General features: G+C 74.6%; 16 protein-coding genes. 9 read left to right on the top strand and 7 right to left on the bottom strand.

Features of this window, described 5'->3' with window-relative positions:
• Positions 1 to 107: 107 nt before the first annotated feature.
• The gene (locus ACFYR0_RS26995; RefSeq protein ID WP_389333252.1) at positions 108 to 1,865 is read right to left on the bottom strand and encodes a SpoIIE family protein phosphatase; all 1,758 of its coding nucleotides are present in this window, start codon (positions 1,863 to 1,865) and stop codon (positions 108 to 110) included.
• 268 nt (positions 1,866 to 2,133) lie between these two features.
• Between ACFYR0_RS26995 and ACFYR0_RS26990 the strand changes: the two genes are divergently transcribed.
• Positions 2,134 to 2,517 carry a VOC family protein gene (locus ACFYR0_RS26990; RefSeq protein ID WP_389333249.1) on the top strand — a complete coding sequence of 128 codons (384 nt, stop codon included), beginning with the start codon at positions 2,134 to 2,136 and terminating at the stop codon, positions 2,515 to 2,517.
• Between the two features lie 128 nt (positions 2,518 to 2,645).
• Here ACFYR0_RS26990 and ACFYR0_RS26985 read toward each other — a convergent pair whose 3' ends face one another.
• Entirely contained in the window at positions 2,646 to 4,016 is a 1,371-nt protein-coding gene (locus tag ACFYR0_RS26985; protein WP_389333246.1) for an FAD-dependent oxidoreductase, read from the bottom strand.
• Between the two features lie 212 nt (positions 4,017 to 4,228).
• Between ACFYR0_RS26985 and ACFYR0_RS26980 the strand changes: the two genes are divergently transcribed.
• The 3 genes from ACFYR0_RS26980 (at position 4,229) to ACFYR0_RS26970 (ending at position 8,215) form a co-directional block, all read left to right on the top strand.
• Positions 4,229 to 5,083, top strand: coding sequence for an endonuclease/exonuclease/phosphatase family protein (locus tag ACFYR0_RS26980; RefSeq protein ID WP_389333243.1), 855 nt, complete (start codon positions 4,229 to 4,231; stop codon positions 5,081 to 5,083).
• A gap of 74 nt (positions 5,084 to 5,157) precedes the next feature.
• Positions 5,158 to 7,938, top strand: a complete 2,781-nt coding sequence (locus ACFYR0_RS26975; protein ID WP_389333240.1) for a SpoIIE family protein phosphatase — start codon at positions 5,158 to 5,160, stop codon at positions 7,936 to 7,938.
• A 106-nt stretch (positions 7,939 to 8,044) separates the two neighbouring features.
• Positions 8,045 to 8,215 carry a hydrophobic protein gene (locus ACFYR0_RS26970; RefSeq protein ID WP_389333237.1) on the top strand — a complete coding sequence of 57 codons (171 nt, stop codon included), beginning with the start codon at positions 8,045 to 8,047 and terminating at the stop codon, positions 8,213 to 8,215.
• Between the two features lie 83 nt (positions 8,216 to 8,298).
• On the opposite strand, the gene ACFYR0_RS26965 is transcribed toward ACFYR0_RS26970, so the two are convergent.
• Both ACFYR0_RS26965 and ACFYR0_RS26960 read right to left on the bottom strand, forming a co-directional pair.
• Positions 8,299 to 8,505 carry a hypothetical protein gene (locus ACFYR0_RS26965; protein WP_389333234.1) on the bottom strand — a complete coding sequence of 69 codons (207 nt, stop codon included), beginning with the start codon at positions 8,503 to 8,505 and terminating at the stop codon, positions 8,299 to 8,301.
• A gap of 116 nt (positions 8,506 to 8,621) precedes the next feature.
• Positions 8,622 to 9,242, bottom strand: a complete 621-nt coding sequence (locus ACFYR0_RS26960) for a CBS domain-containing protein (RefSeq protein ID WP_389333231.1) — start codon at positions 9,240 to 9,242, stop codon at positions 8,622 to 8,624.
• Positions 9,243 to 9,507: 265 nt separating this feature from the next.
• On the opposite strand from ACFYR0_RS26960, the gene ACFYR0_RS26955 reads away from it, so the two are divergent.
• The 3 genes from ACFYR0_RS26955 to ACFYR0_RS26945 all read left to right on the top strand — a co-directional run bounded on the left by ACFYR0_RS26955 (position 9,508) and on the right by ACFYR0_RS26945 (position 13,754).
• Positions 9,508 to 10,413, top strand: coding sequence for a universal stress protein (locus tag ACFYR0_RS26955; RefSeq protein ID WP_389333228.1), 906 nt, complete (start codon positions 9,508 to 9,510; stop codon positions 10,411 to 10,413).
• Between the two features lie 182 nt (positions 10,414 to 10,595).
• Positions 10,596 to 13,295, top strand: a complete 2,700-nt coding sequence (locus ACFYR0_RS26950; RefSeq protein ID WP_389333225.1) for a GNAT family N-acetyltransferase — start codon at positions 10,596 to 10,598, stop codon at positions 13,293 to 13,295.
• Positions 13,296 to 13,334: 39 nt separating this feature from the next.
• A complete protein-coding gene (locus ACFYR0_RS26945; protein ID WP_389333222.1) occupies positions 13,335 to 13,754 on the top strand; it encodes a CBS domain-containing protein in 420 nt (139 codons plus the stop codon).
• On the opposite strand, the gene ACFYR0_RS26940 is transcribed toward ACFYR0_RS26945, so the two are convergent.
• The 3 genes from ACFYR0_RS26940 to ACFYR0_RS26930 all read right to left on the bottom strand — a co-directional run bounded on the left by ACFYR0_RS26940 (position 13,636) and on the right by ACFYR0_RS26930 (position 15,433).
• Complete coding sequence (locus tag ACFYR0_RS26940; RefSeq protein WP_389333219.1) at positions 13,636 to 14,295, bottom strand: CBS domain-containing protein; 660 nt, start codon at positions 14,293 to 14,295, stop codon at positions 13,636 to 13,638. The genes ACFYR0_RS26945 and ACFYR0_RS26940 overlap by 119 nt on opposite strands.
• Positions 14,296 to 14,400: 105 nt before the next feature.
• A complete protein-coding gene (locus tag ACFYR0_RS26935) occupies positions 14,401 to 14,856 on the bottom strand; it encodes a cyclic nucleotide-binding domain-containing protein (protein ID WP_389333216.1) in 456 nt (151 codons plus the stop codon).
• A gap of 199 nt (positions 14,857 to 15,055) precedes the next feature.
• Positions 15,056 to 15,433 carry a hypothetical protein gene (locus tag ACFYR0_RS26930; protein ID WP_389333213.1) on the bottom strand — a complete coding sequence of 126 codons (378 nt, stop codon included), beginning with the start codon at positions 15,431 to 15,433 and terminating at the stop codon, positions 15,056 to 15,058.
• A 259-nt stretch (positions 15,434 to 15,692) separates the two neighbouring features.
• Here ACFYR0_RS26930 and ACFYR0_RS26925 point away from each other — a divergent pair, with 259 nt between their 5' ends.
• Both ACFYR0_RS26925 and ACFYR0_RS26920 read left to right on the top strand, forming a co-directional pair.
• Positions 15,693 to 16,595 carry a universal stress protein gene (locus ACFYR0_RS26925; RefSeq protein ID WP_389333210.1) on the top strand — a complete coding sequence of 301 codons (903 nt, stop codon included), beginning with the start codon at positions 15,693 to 15,695 and terminating at the stop codon, positions 16,593 to 16,595.
• Between the two features lie 113 nt (positions 16,596 to 16,708).
• Positions 16,709 to 17,614: a universal stress protein gene (locus tag ACFYR0_RS26920; RefSeq protein ID WP_389333207.1), complete on the top strand. Its 906-nt coding sequence runs from the start codon at positions 16,709 to 16,711 to the stop codon at positions 17,612 to 17,614.
• Positions 17,615 to 17,667 lie beyond the last annotated feature (53 nt).

Below are 17,667 nucleotides of genomic sequence, written 5' to 3'. Positions count from 1 at the left end.
AGTTCAATCGTTGCCGACTCCCGTGCCAGGGTGGTGGATTCGGCTCGACCGTCGCCGACTCCCGCGTCAGGAAGGCGGGTCCGGTTCCGTCGTCACCGGCTCCGGTGTCAGGACGGCAGATCCAGCTCCGCCCAGACGACCTTCCCCGACGGCGTGCGGCAGGCCCCCCAGCGCCGACACAGCATGTTGATCAGCTGCAGCCCTCGTCCCCCCTCGTCGCTGAGGTCGGCATGCTGGATCTGCGGCAGATCCGGGCCCGTGTCGGACACCTCCACCGACAGCCGCTCGTGCCGTACCAGTCGCAGTTCGCCCGGGGCGTGGCCGTAGCGCAGGGCGTTGCCCACCAGCTCGCTCACCACCAGCTCGGCGCTGTCGAGCAGATCCTGGAGCCCCCACTTCGCCAGCAGGCCGCGCACGGTGCGCCGGGCCTGGGACGCGGCCGAACCGTCGGGGGGCAGCTGGTGCACGTACACATCGCTGTCCGGGGCGAGCGCCACGGTGTCGGCGACGAGCACGATGGCGTCGTCCGCGGGGTCCCCGCCCGCGTCGGCCCGGACCGCGTCACAGACGGCCGCCGCCTGGGGGAGGGTGGTGCGGGTGGTCCGCAGCAGGCCGGCCAGTTGTTCGTCGACGTCCTCCGTGCGGGAGCGGATGAGCCCGTCCGTGTAGAGCATCAGCCGCCCGCCCGGGGGCACGGCGCACTCGATCGGGTCGTACGGGATCACTCCGGTGCCGAGGGGTGCCCCGACCGGGATGTCCAGGAAGGACGCGGTGCCGTCCGGGGAGGTCACCAGGGGCGGCAGATGACCGGCGCTGGCCACGCGGAAGGTGTTGTCCCAGGGGTCGTACACCGCGCACAGACAGGTCGCGACCTGGTCCTCCTCCAGGTCCCGCACCGCGAGGTCGAGGCGGGCGAGCACGCGCTCGGGCGCGATGTCGAGGGCCATCAGCGTCCGCGCCACCGTGCGCAGGCGGCCCATGGTCGCGGCGGCGGCCAGCCCGCGGCCCATGACGTCGCCCACCATCACCGCGCTGCGGCCGCTGGGCAGCGCCACCACGTCGAACCAGTCGCCTCCCACCCCGCCGGGGTCGGGGGTGGGGGTGTAGCACGAGGAGACGTTGAGCCCGGGCGTCCGAGGGGCGCTGCGGGGGAGCAGGGTCCGCTGCAGGGTGACGACCTGGATGCGCTCGCGGCCGTACAGGCGGGCGTTGTCGATGTAGACGGCCGCCTTGGAGGCGAGTTCCGTGGCCAGCGCCAGGTCGGCGCGGGTGAACGAGGGGCGCCTGCCCGCCCGGATGAAGTCGGCCATGCCGAGCAGCATCCCGCGGGCGATCAGCGGGACGGCCATGTAGGAGTGCACCCCGGCGCGGCGCATCAGGTCGGCCGCCTGCGGGCTGGGCCCGACGGAGTCGTAGTCGGCCCGGGTCATGCGGCTGCGCAGGACCGGGGTGCGGGACAACAGGCACTGGGCGCCGAGGCGCTGCGGGGTGTGCACGGTCAGCTGTCCGACGGGATCGGGGGCGAGATCGAGGCCCGCGATCTGGGACACCGCCATGGCCCGCAGCAGCGGCGCCTCGTGCCCCTTGCTGCGATCGCCCTCCTCGAACCTCAGGACGGACTCCAGCAGGTCCACCGCGCAGCCGTCCGCGAGTTCGGGCACCGCGAAGCCGGCCAGTTCCTCGGCGGTGTGGCGCAGGTCCAGCGTGGTGCCGATGCGCAGTCCCGCGGCGTTCAGCCAGGCCAGCCGACGCCGCGCCGCCAGTACGTCGGTCACCGGCGCCAGTACGTCGCGCAATGCCCGGTGCCCTTCGAGGAACCGCTGGACCGGGCCCGGCGCGCCGCCGCCCCGCTGTGGTACGCCCACGCCACCTCCGTCGCGCTCTGTCTCCGCCGATCCCGCCCGGGTCACCGTCACGGTGCCCGTGCCCCACTGCGCAGCCTCTCGTATTCCTTCGCGGCCGGGCAACCGCTGGCGCGACCCCATGTCGGCCGGCCGGTGGTCCGGCGCTGGTCGGCGGGGCCCTCCGCGCACCCGGGCGGGCGGTACCAAGCGCTCGCTCAGCCGGGTGCCGTTCGGCTGCGGCCCGGTGCGCGGCTCCCCGGGCGACCGGACAGCCCGTACAGTGCCGGGCATGGCTTGTCGCATCAGTGAGCTGGTCATCGACTGCGTCGACCCCGAGCGGCTCGCCGCTTTCTGGGGCGAGGTCCTCGGGTACGTGGAGTGCGGGCGGGAGGACGACGGCAGCATCCACATCGGGCCGCCCGGCACCGGCTTCGGCGGCCCGCTGCCCACCCTCGTCCTCAGTCCCAGCGGCGATCCGCGGCCGGCCGGGCTCCGGCTGCACATCGACGTCAGCGCCACCGACCGCGGTCAGGACGCCGAGCTGGAGCGGCTGCTGGCGCTCGGCGCCAGGCCCGCCGACGTCGGCCAGACCGGTGCCGAGAGCTGGCACGTCCTGGCCGACCCGGAGGGCAACGAGTTCTGTCTCCTGCACGCGCGCATCCAGCCCGTCTGACGTGGCGCGGGCCGGTCGAGGCCGGGTCCGGGCGGGTCTCCCACGAGCGGGCCGGGTCCGGGCGGGTCTCTCACGAGCCGGCCCGGCCCGGGTGGTCTCTCACGAGCCGGCCCGGCCCCGGCGGTCTCTCACGAGACCAGCGCCTCCCACTGGTCGCGCGTCGGGCCCTCCTGCCGGGGAGTGAAGTCCGGACGGGCGTCCAGCCAGGCGGTGACGTGCCGGTCCACCTCCTCGGTGCCGTAGGCCTCGTCGGCCCGGCGCAGCAGGTGGCGTACCTGGGCCCGGGCCCTCATGACGACGGGGTCGTCGAAGGCGCAGGCGGCCTGTGCGGCGGCCCGGCGGTCCGTGGAGGGTGAGCCGTCGGCGAGGCGCCGGGCGCTGGCGCTGTCGGACTTCACCTGGGCGTCGAACCACGGACGCAGCGTCTGTGCCGCCCAGGAGTGGTACCCGGCCGGGTCGGCGGCGACCTGGTCGGCGTGGGCGGCGAGGTACTGGCCGGCGAGCAGGCCCAGGGCCACGCCGTGGCCGAAGGTGGGGTTGGTGTGGATGAGGCTGTCCCCCGCGTTGACCAGGCCGGTCACGATCGGTCCCGCGTCGTCGGCGAGGGCCGTCCAGCGGTTGTCGAGACCCGCCATCGCCAGGACGGGGGACCGCGGTTCGGCGTCCAGGCCGAGCCAGGCGGCGGTCGCGGGGAACCGGCGGGCGGCGGCCTCGAACACCGCCGGGTCGGTCAGCGCGGCGCGGGTCGGATCGCCGGTGGAGAGGACCAGGTGCAGGGCGAACGAGTCGTTGTCGGACGGGAAGACACCCGCGAGGGCGAACGGGACGGACGAGCCGGTCTTCACCCGTCCGGGGTCGCGCGGGCCGTCGGCGCGCAGGCGGTACCAGCGGCACAGATAGGCGATGCCGATGCGTCCGCCGTCGACCACGGGCGGACGGCAGCCGGCCGCGGTGAGCCAGCCGGGCACCGGCGAACGACGGCCGGACGCGTCCACGACGAGGTCCGCGGGATACGTGTCCGTCCCCACCCTGACTCCGGTGACCCGGGCGGGGCTGCCCTCCTGCACCGCGAGGCCGTCGACCCGGCGGCCGCCGCGCAGTTCGACGTTCGGTTCGTGCCGCGCCGCCGCGGCCAGGGCGGCCTCCAGCACGATGCGCCGGGTGCGCACCGTCACCAGGTCCTCGTCGCCGGGCCGGTGCGGCGGATGCTCGTCGAACCAGTCGAACTCGTGGTACTCGCGGGCCCCTCGTGCGAGCAGGTCGGCGTAGACGTCGGGAGCCTCGGCGCGCAGCACGGTGCGCACGGGTGCCAGCAGCGAGTGGGGCTGGGCGGCCTGCGGGACGCGGGGACGGTGCCAGTCGAAGAAGTCCCTTTCCAGGTCCTCTCCGGGCTGCCGGGCGTCCTGTTCGAACAACGTGACCGTGTGACCTCTTCGACCGAGCATCAGCGCTGTCCCCAGCCCGCTGATGCCCCCGCCCATCACTGCAACCCGCGCCACCGATGATCCCCTTCGCGTCGTGTTGCGTGACGAGCCTACTAGTTGACGATCTTCAGGCGGGCGGCGCCCTCGGCCGACGGGGAGCGCGCGTGCGCACCCGCCCGGCGAGTGGTCCGGAAAGGACCGGCAATACGCGCTCCTCACATCCCCGTCCCATACGCTCGTGAGGGAGGCGGCCGGACGCCCTGTGCATCCACGCTGAGGAGGCGGCAGTGCTCGGTAGGGATACGCGGTTGTTCGTGGGCGCCGTGATCGTGGCGTGCGTGGTGCTCGTCGGTCCCAGCGCGCCGGGCGGCCCCCTCTTCGGCGGTCCACGGGCCGTCAGCACCGACGGGGACGTCGTAGCGAACCGGGTCATGACATGGAACATGTGCAACCCGTGCGAGGAGGGCAACACCGACCGGGCCGCGGAGATCGCGAGGTACGCGCCCCAGGTCGTCGGCCTCCAGGAAGCGTGCGCGCGGGACGTCGAGCGGATCAGGGAGTACCTGGAGACCCGTCACGGGCTGGTCTACCACGTCGAGTACGGCACGGTGCTGCGTAGCTGGAGCCGGTGCGGAGGAGCGCCCTGGCGGCCGGGCGGGTACGGGCAGGCGATCCTCTCGGCGGCACCGATGACGGACCGCGTCAACGTCGAGTACCCCGACGGAGGCTCCGAGGACCGCGGGTACATGGCGGTCACCACCACGGTCGGCGGCGCGCGCGTCCGGGTCTTCAACACGCATCTCGCCGAGCGACGTCAGGAACTCGTGCGCGCGAAGCAGACACGGGTACTCGCCGCCGCGGTGGCCCGGTACGACCGCACCGTCCTCCTCGGCGACTTCAACGCCGTACCGGACGCTCCCGAGCTCGACCGCGTCTGGGCACTGGCCACCGACACGGACCCCCAGTGCCGCCCCGCGCTCTACGGCGCCTGCCGGACGACCGCCGACTGGAACACCAAGTTCGACTACGTCTTCCTGCGCGGCATCACCTCGCGCGGGCACCAGGTGAAGCCCAGCGTGTACTCGGACCACCACCTCGTGTACGCGGAACTCGACCCGATCCGGGCATCACCCGGGCCCTAGGCCCGCCCCGCCCCCGGGCCGCCGCGGAACCGCACGGTTCGCTCGCCATACGGGCACAGTGCTAGAAATGGGACATGATCGGTCCTTCTCGCCGGTCCAGGACGAGAGCGGCGCCGTTCGGCGAAGGACGCCCCACCGACTCGTCCCGCCGTGCGGCGCGGCCGCGTTCCCCGGAACACCGCGTCACCCCGGCACTGAGCTTCCGCCCGCTCGCCGCCCAGGTCTTCCTGCTCCAGGTACTGATCATGCTGGTGCTGATCGTGGCGGCGGTCGCGGCCCTGGTGGTGCAGGGACGCTGGGAGGCCGAGCAGGGTGCCAGGAACCGCTGCCTGGCCGTGGCGCAGGGATTCGCGCAGACGCCCGGCACCGCGGCCCTGCTGGCGTCGCCGGGGGCGACGGTGCTGCTCCAGCCCGCCGCGGAGGCCGCCAGACGAGGCTCCGGCGTCGACTTCGTCACCGTCCTGGACGGCAACGGGGTACGGCTCACCGACCCCGTGCCCGACCTGATCGGCACCAGGGCGCAGGGGGTCGACCGGGCCGTCGCGGGGGAGACCTTCACGGAGACGTTCCACGGCGAGCCCGCGGACGCCGTGCGCGCGGTCGTGCCCGTCAAGGACGCCGACGGGCGGGTGGTCGGCATGGTCAGCGCCGGAATCCAGTTCGACACCCTGGGGCAGGTGCTGAACCGGCAGGTCCCGGCGATGGTGGCCGCCGCGGCGGCCGCGCTCGCCCTGGCCACCGTCGGCACGGCCCTGGTCAGCCGGCGGCTGCGGCGGCAGACGCACGGGCTCGGCCCCGCCGAGATGACCCGGCTGTTCGAGCACCACGACGCCGTGCTGCACGCGGTGCGCGAGGGCGTCCTGATCGTCGGCGGCGACGGCCGTCTGATGCTGGCCAACGACGAGGCGCGCCGCCTGCTGGACCTCCCGCGGGGCGCCGACCGGCGGCCCGTCGCCGAGCTGGGGCTCGGCACCCGCCTGACCCGGCTCCTGGAGTCGGACGAACCCGTCTCCGACGAGGTGCTCCCGGCCGGAGAGCGGCTGCTCGCCGTCAACACCCGGCTCACCGAGCCCTACGGCGGCGGACAGGGCCTGGTGGCCACCCTGCGCGACACCACGGAGCTGGCGGCCCTGTCGGGGCAGGCCGAGACGGCGCGGGGACGGCTGACCCTGCTGTACGAGGCGGGCGTACGCATCGGCACCACACTCGACATCCGGCGCACGGCGGAGGAGCTCGCCGAGGTCGCGGTCCCGCGCGTCGCCGACTTCGTCACGGTGGAACTCCTCGACCTGGTCCTGCACGGCGAGGAGCCCACCGGCGCCGTCCGCCGGATGCGCCGCACGGCGCTGAGCGGCGCCCAGGGCCACCCGCTGCAACCCGTGGGCGACCTGATCCAGTTCGTGGTGGCAGACACCCCGATGGTGGCGGCACTGCACCGGGGCAAGGCCGTCCGTGTGGCGGACCTGAACAGCGCCCAGGACTGGCGGGCCCAGGACCCGCAGGGCGCCCGCGAGGCGCTCGAGTACGGCATCCACTCGATGATCTCCGTGCCCCTGCAGGCCCGGGGTGTGATCCTCGGCATGGTCAACTTCTGGCGGGGCTCGGGCTCACCGCCCTTCGAGGCGGAGGACGTCTCGGTCGCCGAGGAACTCGTGGCGCGGGCCGCCGTCGCGATCGACAACGCCCGCCGCTACGCCCGAGAGCACACCATGGCCGTGACCCTGCAGCGCAGCCTGCTGCCCCGAGACGTCCCGGAGCAGGAGGCACTGGAGATCGCCTGGCGCTATCTGCCCGCACAGTCCGGGGTGGGCGGCGACTGGTTCGACGTCATCCCGCTGCCCGGATTCCGGGTCGCGCTGGTCGTCGGCGACGTCGTCGGCCACGGGCTGCACGCGGCGGTGACCATGGGCCGGCTGCGCACGGCGGTGCTGAACTTCTCCTCGCTCGACCTCGCCCCGGACGACCTGCTCGGCCACCTCGACGAGATGGTCGCCTCGTGGGACGCCGAGACGTCGACCGCGGGCGCCCATGACGCCCAGGTCACCGGCGCCACCTGTCTGTACGCCGTCTACGACCCGGTCGCCGGGCGCTGCACCGTCGCGCGCGCCGGGCATCTCGCACCCGCCGTGGTCGGTCCCGACGGTGCGGTGACCTTCCCCGACCTGCCGCTGTCGCCGCCCCTGGGCGTGGGCGGACACCCCTTCGAGACCGGCGAACTGGAGCTGCCCGAGGGCAGCCGGCTGGCGCTGTTCACCGACGGCCTGGTCGAGGACCGCGGCAGCGACATCGACGAGGGGCTGGGCCGGCTCCGCTCGGCCGTCGCCGGTCCGCACCGCACGCCCGAGGAGACCTGCCGGGCCGTCATCGAGTCGATGCTGCCCGAGCATCCCCAGGACGACGTGGCCCTGCTCGTGGCCCGGACCCGGCTGCTGGACCCGGACCATGTCGCGACCTGGGACGTGCCCTTCGACGTGACCGCCGTCTCGCGCGTGCGCAAGGAGGTGGGCCGCCGGCTCGACGACTGGGGCCTGGAGGCCGCGTCCTTCTCCACGGAACTCATCCTCAGCGAGCTCCTCACCAACGCCGTGCGCTACGGCGCCGCGCCGGTCCGGGTCAGGCTCCTGCTGGGCGGCACCCTCGTCCTGGAGGTCTCGGACGGCAGCAACACCTCACCGCGTCTGCGCCGCGCGGCCACCACCGACGAAGGGGGCCGGGGCCTGTTCCTCGTCTCCGAGTTCGCGGACCGCTGGGGCACCCGCTACGCGGCGAACGGAAAGGTGATCTGGGCCGAACAGTCCCTGGGCCACAGCACCGAACCGGACCCCGCCGCCCTGATCGACGAACTGGCCTGGTGATCCGAAGGGCCCTCCGGATGCCCCGAGTCCGCCTTCGTAAACAAGGAACTTAGGGCGTATGGGGCGTGGATCGCAGGGTAACCGGACGGTCAGGAGGTTGATATCCATGGTTCCTGTTCTGCTGGTTCTGCTTCTTGCGCTGCTCCTGTTCGGTGCCGGCTTCGCCGTCAAGCTTCTGTGGTGGGTGGCCGTCGCCGTGCTGGTGGTGTGGCTGCTCGGTTTCGTGATGCGGTCCACGACCGCCGGGGGCGGCCGCGGGCGCTGGTACCGCTGGTGACCTGACCCGCCCGCACATCCACGACGGTGGGGCCCGACCGGTGACGGTCGGGCCCCACCGTCGTGGTGCCGGGTGCCCGGAGCTCATGCCGCGTGCGCCCGCCGCGCGGCGCGTCCGGACGCGCGCCCCCGCGTGGTGCCGGGCCCGTCACCGGGGACGGCCCTGAGGTGACGGCGCGCGCGGGCGTGCCGCGGGCGGGAGGACGGCGCGGACAGCCAGTTCTCGAAGCGGTCCAGCAGAAGCAACAGTGCGCAGAGCCCCGGCAGCAGCAGGGCCGCAGTGACGATCACGGCAGCGTCCTTTCGTCGAACCGTGCCGGGCGGGTGCCCGGATCGAGACGGTCCGGCGCGGGCGGTGTGTGACGATGCGGTGAAAGTGCGGCCAGGGCCCGGCCCCACGCTCCCCGTCAGCGATGAGTCAGCTCCAGGCGGACGTCGACGACGCCCTCGACGGCGCGCACCGCCCGGGCGATCACGGGTTCCAGCCCGCGGTCGGGCAGGGAGCCGCCGAGCGTGGCCACCCCGTCGGTCACCGACGCGGTGAGGACGTCGCCGTAGGGCAGCGTGCCGAGGACGCCGTGGCGGATCTCCCCGGCGATGTCCTCGTCGGAGCGCAGGAACACCTTCAGCAGGTCACCGCGGCTCACGACGCCCTGAAGGAATCCGGCGCCGTCCACCACCGGCAGGCGCTTGACGTGCCGTCGGGCCATGATGCGCGCGGCGTCGGCCACCGTCGCGTCCGCGTGCACGGTCACCGCCGGGGCGCTCATCAGCTCCCCCGCGGTCACGGCGCCCGCCTTGAGCCGCAGGGCGAGGTCGCCGTCCTCGGTGTCACGGAACTCCTCCTTGGCGAGCAGATCGGCCTCGGAGACGACTCCGACGACCCGGCCCTCACCGGCCAGTACCGGCAGGGCGCTCACCTTCCACTGGTCGAGCAGTTCGACGACCTCCTTGAAGAGTGCCTCGCTGCCGACGGCGACGACCGTGTGGGTCATCACGTCGCTCACGGTGTACGGCGATCCAGGCATCCCGGCCTCCCGCGGTGGAGCCCCCCTCACCTTCGAGCGTGCGGGACCCCGCACGGAACGCACAGGTGCCAGGGGGCCCCGACGGGGAACCGGTCGGCCCCGGCCGTCACGGCCGCGCCGCACCGCAACAGCTCCCGCCGCCCGGGACGTTGGGCACGCGAACCAGGGCCGGTCGGCCCCCCGCCGGGCCCTGCGGCCCCTGTCCGCGACCGTGCCGAGGAGAGAGGCTCGAATCGCAACCCCCGGTCCAGGAAGGTGGAAGGTCATGACCCGCAGCGTCATCGTCGGACTCGACGGCTCCCGAGAGAGCGGTGCGGCGGCCGAATGGGCGGCGCGTGAGGCGCGGCTGCTCGGCGCCCCGTTGAAACTGGTTCACGTCATGGAGCCGGTACCGGTGCCCTGGGCGGAGGCGCCGCTGCTCGGCGTCGAGACCCAGCAGCACTGGTCCGAACGCATCCCCCGCGAGGCCGCCGAGGGCCTGCGCGCGCGCCACCCGGACCTCGAGATCACGATGGAACAACGAGCCGGACGTGCCACGGAGTTGCTGCCCCAGGAGGCGGGCGAAGCGGACCTTCTGGTGCTCGGCTCCCGCGGACTTGGAGGGTTCGGCGGATACGTCGTCGGCTCGATCGGCCTGTCCCTGGTCGCGCACACCGAGCGGCCCGTCGTCCTCGTCAGGGCGGGCGAGCAGGCCGCCGACGAGCACGAGACGGACCCGGCAGGCGGCCCGTCCACCGAGACGCCCTTCCGGCCCGTCCTGCTCGGCCTCGACATCGAGAGCCCCGACGCGACCCTGATCGAGTTCGCGTTCGCCGCCGCCTCCCGTCGGCACACCTCGCTGCGCGTCGTCCACGGCTGGAACCCGCCGCCCTACTACGCCTACGGCCTCGCCGCCGGCCTCGAACTCCACGGAGCCCTGGCACGCCAGGAGACCCACGCGCTGAGCGACGTGCTGCGGCCGTGGCGCGAGAAGTTCCCGGACGTCGAGGTCACCGAGGAAGCCCCCTACGGGTCCGCCTCCGACCACCTCGTCGACGCCTCCCGCGAGGCCTCGCTGGTCGTCGTGGGCCGCCGTATCCGCCGCAGCCCCTTCGGCGCGCACATCGGCCATGTGACCCATGCCGTCCTGCACCACGCCGCGGCCCCCGTCGCCGTCGTCCCGCACCACTGACCGGCGGGCCGGGGAACAGACCCCGCGGACCCGGCCCGCGCCGACGGGCGCGCGCCGGGTCCGCGGGCGGTGCGGGCCGAGGACGGGGCCGACCGGTCCCCGACGCACCCCGGTCAGCCCGAGCGGCGCGTCACCGGTCCGCAGGATCCTCGAAGCGCCGACAGCCCTGGAGGAGGCCCACCATGACCACGACCACCGGCGACCGGGGCGAACCGGCCCCGGTCCACGCACTGCTCACGGACGGCACCACGGTGTGCGTCCGCCCGGCCGTGCCCGCCGACCACGACCGGCTGGAGGCGCTCTACGACGAGATGTCCCCGGAGAACCTCAGGCGCAGGTTCTTCGCGGTGAGCCACCGTTCGGTCGCCCGGGCCGCCGCCCGCGCCTGCGCCCCGCCCCGCCCCGGCTACCGGGCACTGGTGGCCGAGACACAGGACCGCATCGTCGGACTCGCCGAGTACGACACCGGCGGCGAGGAGGACACCGCGGAGATCTCCATCGCCGTGGCCGACGGCGTGCACCACCGCGGCGTGGGCACCCTCCTCGTCGAACACCTCGCCTCCGCCGCCCGCGCCGAGGGCGTCACCTCCTTCACCGCCGACGCGCTCAGCGAGAACTACGAGGTGCTCCGCCTCTTCGTCGACCTGGGACTGCGCGTCAGCCGCCGCTTCGACGGCCCGGAGGTGCGCTGCACCGTCGGGCTCGACGCCGACGACGCCTATCTGTCCGCCGTGGAGGCCCGCGGCAGCCGCGCCGACGTGGCCAGCCTGCGACCACTGCTGCGGCCGGAGGTGGTGGCCGTCGTCGGCGCCGGCCGCAGGCCCGGCTCCGTCGGCCGCGCGGTCCTCCACCACCTGCGCACCGGCGGCTTCACCCGGCGACTGTTCGCGGTGAACCCCGCCGCCGACGCCATCCTCGGCGTCCCCTGCCACCCCAGCGTCGGCGACCTGCCCCTCACCCCCGACCTGGTGGTCGTCGCCGTACCGGCCGCCGCCGTGCCCGACACCGCCGAGGAGTGCGGCAAGGCGGGCGTACGGGCACTGATCGTGGTGACCGCGGGACTCGACGACGCGCAGGCGAAGGCGCTGCTGTCGGCCTGCCGCAGCTACGGCATGCGCCTGGCCGGACCCGGCTGCCTGGGCATCGCCAACACCGAACCCGGCCTGCGGCTCGACGCCACCTTCGCCTCCGGCCACGCCCGCCCCGGCACCGCCGGAGTCGCCGTACAGTCCGGCGGGGTGGGCGTCGCCCTGCTCGACGGACTCTCCCGCCTCGGCGTCGGCGTCTCCTCGTTCGTCTCGCTCGGCGACAAGTACGACGTCAGCGGCAACGACATGCTCCAGTGGTGGGAGAGCGACGACCGCACCGACCTCGCCGTGCTGCACCTGGAGTCCTTCGGCAGCCCACGGGCGTTCTCCCGGACCGCCCGCCGGGTGACCCGACGGATGCCGGTGCTCACCGTGGACGCCGGACGCACCGAGGCCGGCCGTCGCGCCGCCGCCTCGCACACCGCGGCCGCCTCCCCCCGCACCATGACCCGCCAGGCCCTGTTCACCCAGGCCGGCGTCACCGCCACCCACTCCATCGGCGAACTCCTGGAAACGGCCGCCCTGCTGCACTCCCAGCCGCTGCCGGAGGGCGCCCGGGTGGCGGTCGTCACCAACGCCGGGGGCGCAGGCGTCCTGGTGGCGGACGCCTGCGCGGAGGCCGGGCTCACCCTGCCGCCGCTCACCCCCACGACCGTCGACGACCTGCTCGCCGTACTGCCCGCGGGAGCCACGGCCGGCAACCCGGTCGACGCCACCGCGGCCGTGACCGAGGAGCAGCTCGGCGCGTGCGTGGACCGGCTCGCACGCTGCCCGGGTGTCGACGCCGTGATCGTGGCCCTCGTCCCGACCGCGGTCGCCGAGGCGACCGGCGACGATCTCGTCCGGGCGCTCACCCGGGCCCCCGGGCACCGGGCCCGGCCCGTCGTCCTCGTCCGGCTGGAGCAGGCACGGCCGGTCGAACTGCTCGCCGCCGCCGACGGAACCGTCCCCTCGTACGCCGAACCCCACGCGGCCGCACGGGCGTTGGCCCACGCGGCCCGTCGTGCCGCCTGGCTCGCCCGGCCCCCGGGCACGGTGCCGGAAACCGAGGACGTCGACGTCCCGCGCGCGCAGGCCGTGGTCGAGGCGTACCTCGCCGCCCACCCCGACGGCGGCCGGCTCGACCCGCGGTCCTGCGCCGACCTGCTGGCCTGCTACGGCGTCTCCCAGATGCCGTGGGCGTGGGCCGAGACGGAGGACGAGGCCGTGGCCGCCGCCGAGCGGCTGCGCGGACGCGACGGACGCGTCGTCCTGAAGGCGCACTGGCCCGGACTGGTGCACAAGAGCGTCGAACGGGCCGTCCTGCTGGACCTGCGCGGCGACGCGGAGGTGCGGGCGGCGTTCAAGGACCTGCGCACACGGTTCGCCGGTCTGATGACCGGGGTGGTCGTGCAGCCACTGGCCGGCCGCGGCACCGAACTCTTCGCCGGCGTGGTCCAGGACGACGTCTTCGGCCCCCTCGTGCTGTTCGGGCACGGCGGCACGGCCGTCGAGGTCCTCGCCGACCACGCGGCCCGGCTCGCCCCGCTCACCGACCACGACGTGCACGACCTGATCACGTCCCCGCGCTGCGCCCCGCTGCTGTTCGGCGCGCACGGCAGCCCGCCCGCCGACCTCGAAGCACTGGAACAGCTGCTGCACCGTCTGTCCCGGATGGCGGCGGATCTGCCGCAGCTCGCCGAGGCCGACCTCAACCCGGTCCTCGCGACACCGGACGGGGCCGTGGCGCTCGACGCCCGCATCCGGCTGCTGCCGCGCCGGTCCCACGACCCCTACCTGCGCCGACTGCGCTGAGGAGGACCAGCCTGGAAGCACGACAAGGTCGGCTCCGTGATGACGAGCGACGTCGTCCGCGCCGGAACCACCACACCGTTCAAGGAAGTGGCACGGCTGCTGGCCGGCCACCACATCAGCGGACTCCCGGTGACCGACGAGGACGACAAGGTGATGGGGGTCGTCTCCGAGACGGACCTGCTGATGCGCCGGGCCGTGACCGAGGAGGGCCCCGGCACGGGACCCGCGCGCCGGCCGCCGACGGGGCTGACGCGAGGCGCCCGCCCCGGCGGACGGTGCACAGCGCGAGGCGCGGGCGGCAACCTGCCGCCCGCGCCTGAGGGTTCGTGCCCCGGGTCGTTCAGCGGCTCGCGTCCGGGCCGTCGCGCAGATCCCACCGCACGTCCACGACGCCCTCCACCGCGCGCACCAGCCGCGCGGCGACCGGCACCAGGGACGTGTCCCGGACACGGCCCGTGAGGGTGACCACGCCGTCGGTGACGTCCACCAGGACCGGCTCCGGGGGAGCGGGGAACAGGTGGGAGACGACCTCCCGGCGCACCTCGTCGGCGATCTCCTCGTCCGCACGGAGGAAGACCTTCAGCAGGTCCGCCCGGCTGACCACCCCCTCCAGCACGCCGTGGGCGTCCACCACCGGCAGCCGCTTGACCCGGTGCCGCGCCATGACACGCGCGGCCTGGGCGAGGGTCGCGTCCGCGCGCACCGTCACCGCCGGGGACGTCATCAGCTCACCGGCCGTCACGGCCCCGGCCTTCGCCAGGTCGGACAGCCGGCGCAGCTGGTCGAACCGGGCGGGGTCGCTGTCGCGGAACTCCTCCTTGGGCAGCAGGTCGGCCTCCGAGACGACTCCCACGACGCGGCCCTCGCCCTCCACCACCGGCAGGGCACTGACCCGCCACTGCCCCATGACGCCGACGACGTCCTTGAACGGGGCCTCCCGGCCCACCGACACGACGGTCTGCGTCATGACGTCGTTCACGAGATGCGGGCTGCCGTACATGGTCTCCTCCTGAAGGGCTCACGGGTCGGGGACGGACGACGGCCGGGGGCCGAGGACTTGGGCGGGCCCGGCCGGACGGATCGGCACGGCAGGGGACTTCGGCCGTCACCGCGTGCCGCTGCCGTGAGGGGCGTAGAGGTCGAGCAGGCGGACGCGGGAGGCGTGCAGGCGGTGGGCGACCACGCGGCCGAGCCAGACCGCGACCGCGCGCCCGAACTCGGGGTCGTCCGCGCACATCGTGCGCACGGACTCCGCCTCGAACTCCCAGGCCCGCACCGGACTCGTCGCCTCGGCGTCCAACTGCCAGACGTACGGCGGGAAGTGCCAGGACCAGCCGACCAGTTCACCGTGGCCGAGCGACTCCACGACCGCGGCCCGCCGGCCTGGGACGTGCAGGTCGAGGGCGACGGTTCCGGTGCGGATGATCCAGAACCGGTCGGCAGGCCGGCCCTCCTCGAACAGCCGGGTGCCGATGTCGAAGGAGACCTCGCGGGCGAGGCCGAGCAGCCGCTCCCGGTGTCCGGCCGGAAGGCCCGTGGCCAGAGAGGTGGTGGAAGTCATCGTTCCCCCTCGGTTCGTCGCTGTCGCCGCGACCGGCCGGCGCACGCCTCGCGGCGCGGACGGCCGCCCGCCTCTCAGGTGGTGGGCCACGCCCGCGGGCCGGCCCGCCGCTTCCAGCGTGAGCCCTGTGGCCCGCGCGGGCCACGGGCCGCTCGGGCACGTCCCGGGGTCGTTCGGCCCAGGCGGCGCGGGCGCGACGTCAGTACAGCGACGCCGGCCAGCCCGCCGCCACGGCCGCCACCACACCCACGTCCAGCAGGACACCGAAGGACAGCCACGGGTTGAACCACAGCGCCTTCAGCAGCAGCCCCGAGCAGGCGGCGAGGACGGCCGCCGCGGGCCACTCGGGGCTGTGGGCCGCGGTGGCCGCGCCCGCGATGACGTACAGGGCCGCCGCCATGGCCGCCAGCCCCAGCGCGGCCCGGCCCACCTCCCGGGTCTGCGGCACCCCGGCCGCGGCCAGCGCCCACGAGCGCCGCGGGTCGAAGGCCCGTGCGGAGCCCTCGTGGGGCAGCCAGACCGCGAGGTGGAGCAGGCCGTGGAGGAACAGGAGGCCGGAGACGAGCAGGGTGGTCATGACGTGGGCTCCGGTTCTCGCCGCCCCCGGCCGGGCCGGGGGCGGCGGACAGACGTCGGCGGACGGGACCGGCCGCGATGATCAGCGTCCGCCCCCGGAGCCCCACCCGGCAGGGGCCGAACGTCCTCGGCCGGAACCGAAGGGCCCCTGCCGGGAGCGGACGCGGGACCAGTGGCCGGGCGAGGGGCCCGAACGGCCCTTTTCCGGCCCCCGGCCCGGTGGAAGCGTGGAAGGAGGGCCACCCCGCGAACGGAAGGCGGTGGGGAGCATGCAGTCACCCCTGGTGGTCGGCGTCGACGGTTCCGACGGCAGTCTCGTGGCGGTGGACTGGGCCGTGGACGAGGCCGTACGGCACGGGGTCCTGCTCCGCGTCGTCCACGCCTCGCTCTGGGAGCGCTACGAGGGGGACGTGCCGTCGTGGAGCCTGCAGCGTCCCGCGGGGCAGGTGCTGGCGGAGAACATCGCGTGGACGGCCGTGGAGCGCGCGAGGCGGCGGGCGTCCGGGCTCGTGGTCTCGACCGAGGTCGTGCCCGAGGACGCGGCCGACGCGCTGCTGAGCGAAGGCGCGGCGGGACGGACCGTGGTCGTCGGGTCCCGCGGCCGGGGCGAGGTCGCCGATCTGCTGCTGGGGTCGGTCGGGCTGGTCGTGGCCGGCCGGTCACCGAGCCCCGTGGTCGTCGTACGGGGCGACCGGATCGCCCTGGCGTCCCGCCACGAACGCGTGCTGCTCGGCGTCGGCGGTGGGGACATCGACGCCCCCGCCGTGCACTTCGCCTTCCACGAGGCGGCGGCCCGCGGCTGCGAACTGGACGTCGTCAGCGCCTGGCGCCGCCCGGCCCACCATCCGGCCGACCACCCGCTCATGACCGGGACCCCGGACTCCTTCCTCGAACGTCGCGCCGCCCGGCTCCTCGACCGGGCCATCGAGGCGGCCGCCGAGAAGCACCCGGACGTCCGGGTGCGCCGCACCACGGTCGAGGGCCCGGCCCGTAAGGTGCTGGTCCACCGTTCGGCGGCCGCGGACCTGCTGGTGATCGGAGCCCGGCGGCGGGCCGGCCTGGTCGGCATGGAACTGGGCCCGGTCGCCCACCGGGCCCTTCACCACGCCGCCAGCCCGGTGGCCGTCGTACCCCAGGGGCCCCGCACGGCACCGGACGACTGAGCGGATCTCAGGGCCGAGTGGCCCCTGCCCCGCCCGGTGACCCGGATGCCAGAGTGAGAGGTGTTCCCGGGAGGTGCACACGCCCGTGGAACCGTCGCTCCCGAGGAGGAGTCATGACCAGCGACATCCTCGCCCGCCCCGGACTCGGCACTGTCGTCGTCGGTGTCGACGCCTCCCCGACCGCCCGGACGGCCGCCCTGTGGGCCGCCGCCGAGGCCGACCGCAGGGGCAGTCCCCTGCGCCTGGTGCACGCCGCCGACACCGACCGGCGGGCCCTGTTCGCCGCCGCGGAGACGGTCGATGCGGTGCGGGAGGCCGGCCGCGACCTGCTGCTCGACACCGCGCGGGCCGTCCAGGACCGCTATCCCGAAGTGGCCGTCACCCGTGAGCTGAGCCGCCAGGAACCCGTGGCGGGGCTGCTGGCCGCCGCCGGGCGGTACGGCACGCTCGTGGTCGGCCCGCGGGGCCTCGGCGGGTTCGCCTCCCTAGCCCTGGGCTCGGTCAGCCTGGGCGTGGTGTCCCGCGCCGGGGTCCCGGTGATCGTCGTACGAGGCGACGGGGACCGTCCCGAGACGGGCACCGTGACCGCCGCCGTGAAGGGCGCCTCCGATCTGGGCTGGCTGCTGACCGCCGCCTCCGAGGCCCAGGCCCGCAAGGCCTCCCTGCGGATCCTGTCCGTCTGGAACGTGCTCGCCCACATCGGCACCGTCGCCACCATGCTGGACGACCTGGACGACATCGCCCACGCCCGCGTCCACGAGGTCAAGGAACTCGCCGACGCCGTACGGCAGACCTTCCCCGGGCTGATCGTGCACCACCGCGTCGAGACCGCCACCAGCACACCGGGTCTGCTGGTCGAGGCGAGCGCGCACACCGATCTCCTCGTCATGGGCAGCCACCATCGCGCCCTGGGCGTCGGGCCGGCCCTGGGCCGGGTCGCCCACACCGTGCTGCACCACGGGCACTGCCCCGTCCAGATCGTCCCGCCCGACTTCGCCGCCCCGGCACCGCCCCGGTGACCAGGACGCCGGCCGGCCGTGAGCACCTCCGTGCGCTCACGGCCGGGTGGTGT

Source organism: Streptomyces sp. NPDC005017 (assembly GCF_042873115.1).
In the GTDB taxonomy this organism is placed as follows: Bacteria; Actinomycetota; Actinomycetes; order Streptomycetales; family Streptomycetaceae; genus Streptomyces.
Note: the sequence above shows the minus strand (reverse complement) of the source record. Positions and strands in the feature narration are given on the sequence as shown.

What these genes read in the sequence shown, in the direction of transcription:
- ACFYR0_RS26935 (WP_389333216.1), bottom strand. Translation starts at nt 14,856, where the DNA reads ATGACTTCCACCACCTCTCTGGCCACGGGCCTTCCGGCCGGACACCGG.
- ACFYR0_RS26940 (WP_389333219.1), bottom strand. Translation starts at nt 14,295, where the DNA reads ATGTACGGCAGCCCGCATCTCGTGAACGACGTCATGACGCAGACCGTC.
- ACFYR0_RS26975 (WP_389333240.1), top strand. Translation starts at nt 5,158, where the DNA reads ATGATCGGTCCTTCTCGCCGGTCCAGGACGAGAGCGGCGCCGTTCGGC.
- ACFYR0_RS26990 (WP_389333249.1), top strand. Translation starts at nt 2,134, where the DNA reads ATGGCTTGTCGCATCAGTGAGCTGGTCATCGACTGCGTCGACCCCGAG.
- ACFYR0_RS26960 (WP_389333231.1), bottom strand. Translation starts at nt 9,242, where the DNA reads ATGCCTGGATCGCCGTACACCGTGAGCGACGTGATGACCCACACGGTC.
- ACFYR0_RS26955 (WP_389333228.1), top strand. Translation starts at nt 9,508, where the DNA reads ATGACCCGCAGCGTCATCGTCGGACTCGACGGCTCCCGAGAGAGCGGT.
- ACFYR0_RS26920 (WP_389333207.1), top strand. Translation starts at nt 16,709, where the DNA reads ATGACCAGCGACATCCTCGCCCGCCCCGGACTCGGCACTGTCGTCGTC.
- ACFYR0_RS26950 (WP_389333225.1), top strand. Translation starts at nt 10,596, where the DNA reads ATGACCACGACCACCGGCGACCGGGGCGAACCGGCCCCGGTCCACGCA.
- ACFYR0_RS26970 (WP_389333237.1), top strand. Translation starts at nt 8,045, where the DNA reads ATGGTTCCTGTTCTGCTGGTTCTGCTTCTTGCGCTGCTCCTGTTCGGT.
- ACFYR0_RS26930 (WP_389333213.1), bottom strand. Translation starts at nt 15,433, where the DNA reads ATGACCACCCTGCTCGTCTCCGGCCTCCTGTTCCTCCACGGCCTGCTC.
- ACFYR0_RS26945 (WP_389333222.1), top strand. Translation starts at nt 13,335, where the DNA reads ATGACGAGCGACGTCGTCCGCGCCGGAACCACCACACCGTTCAAGGAA.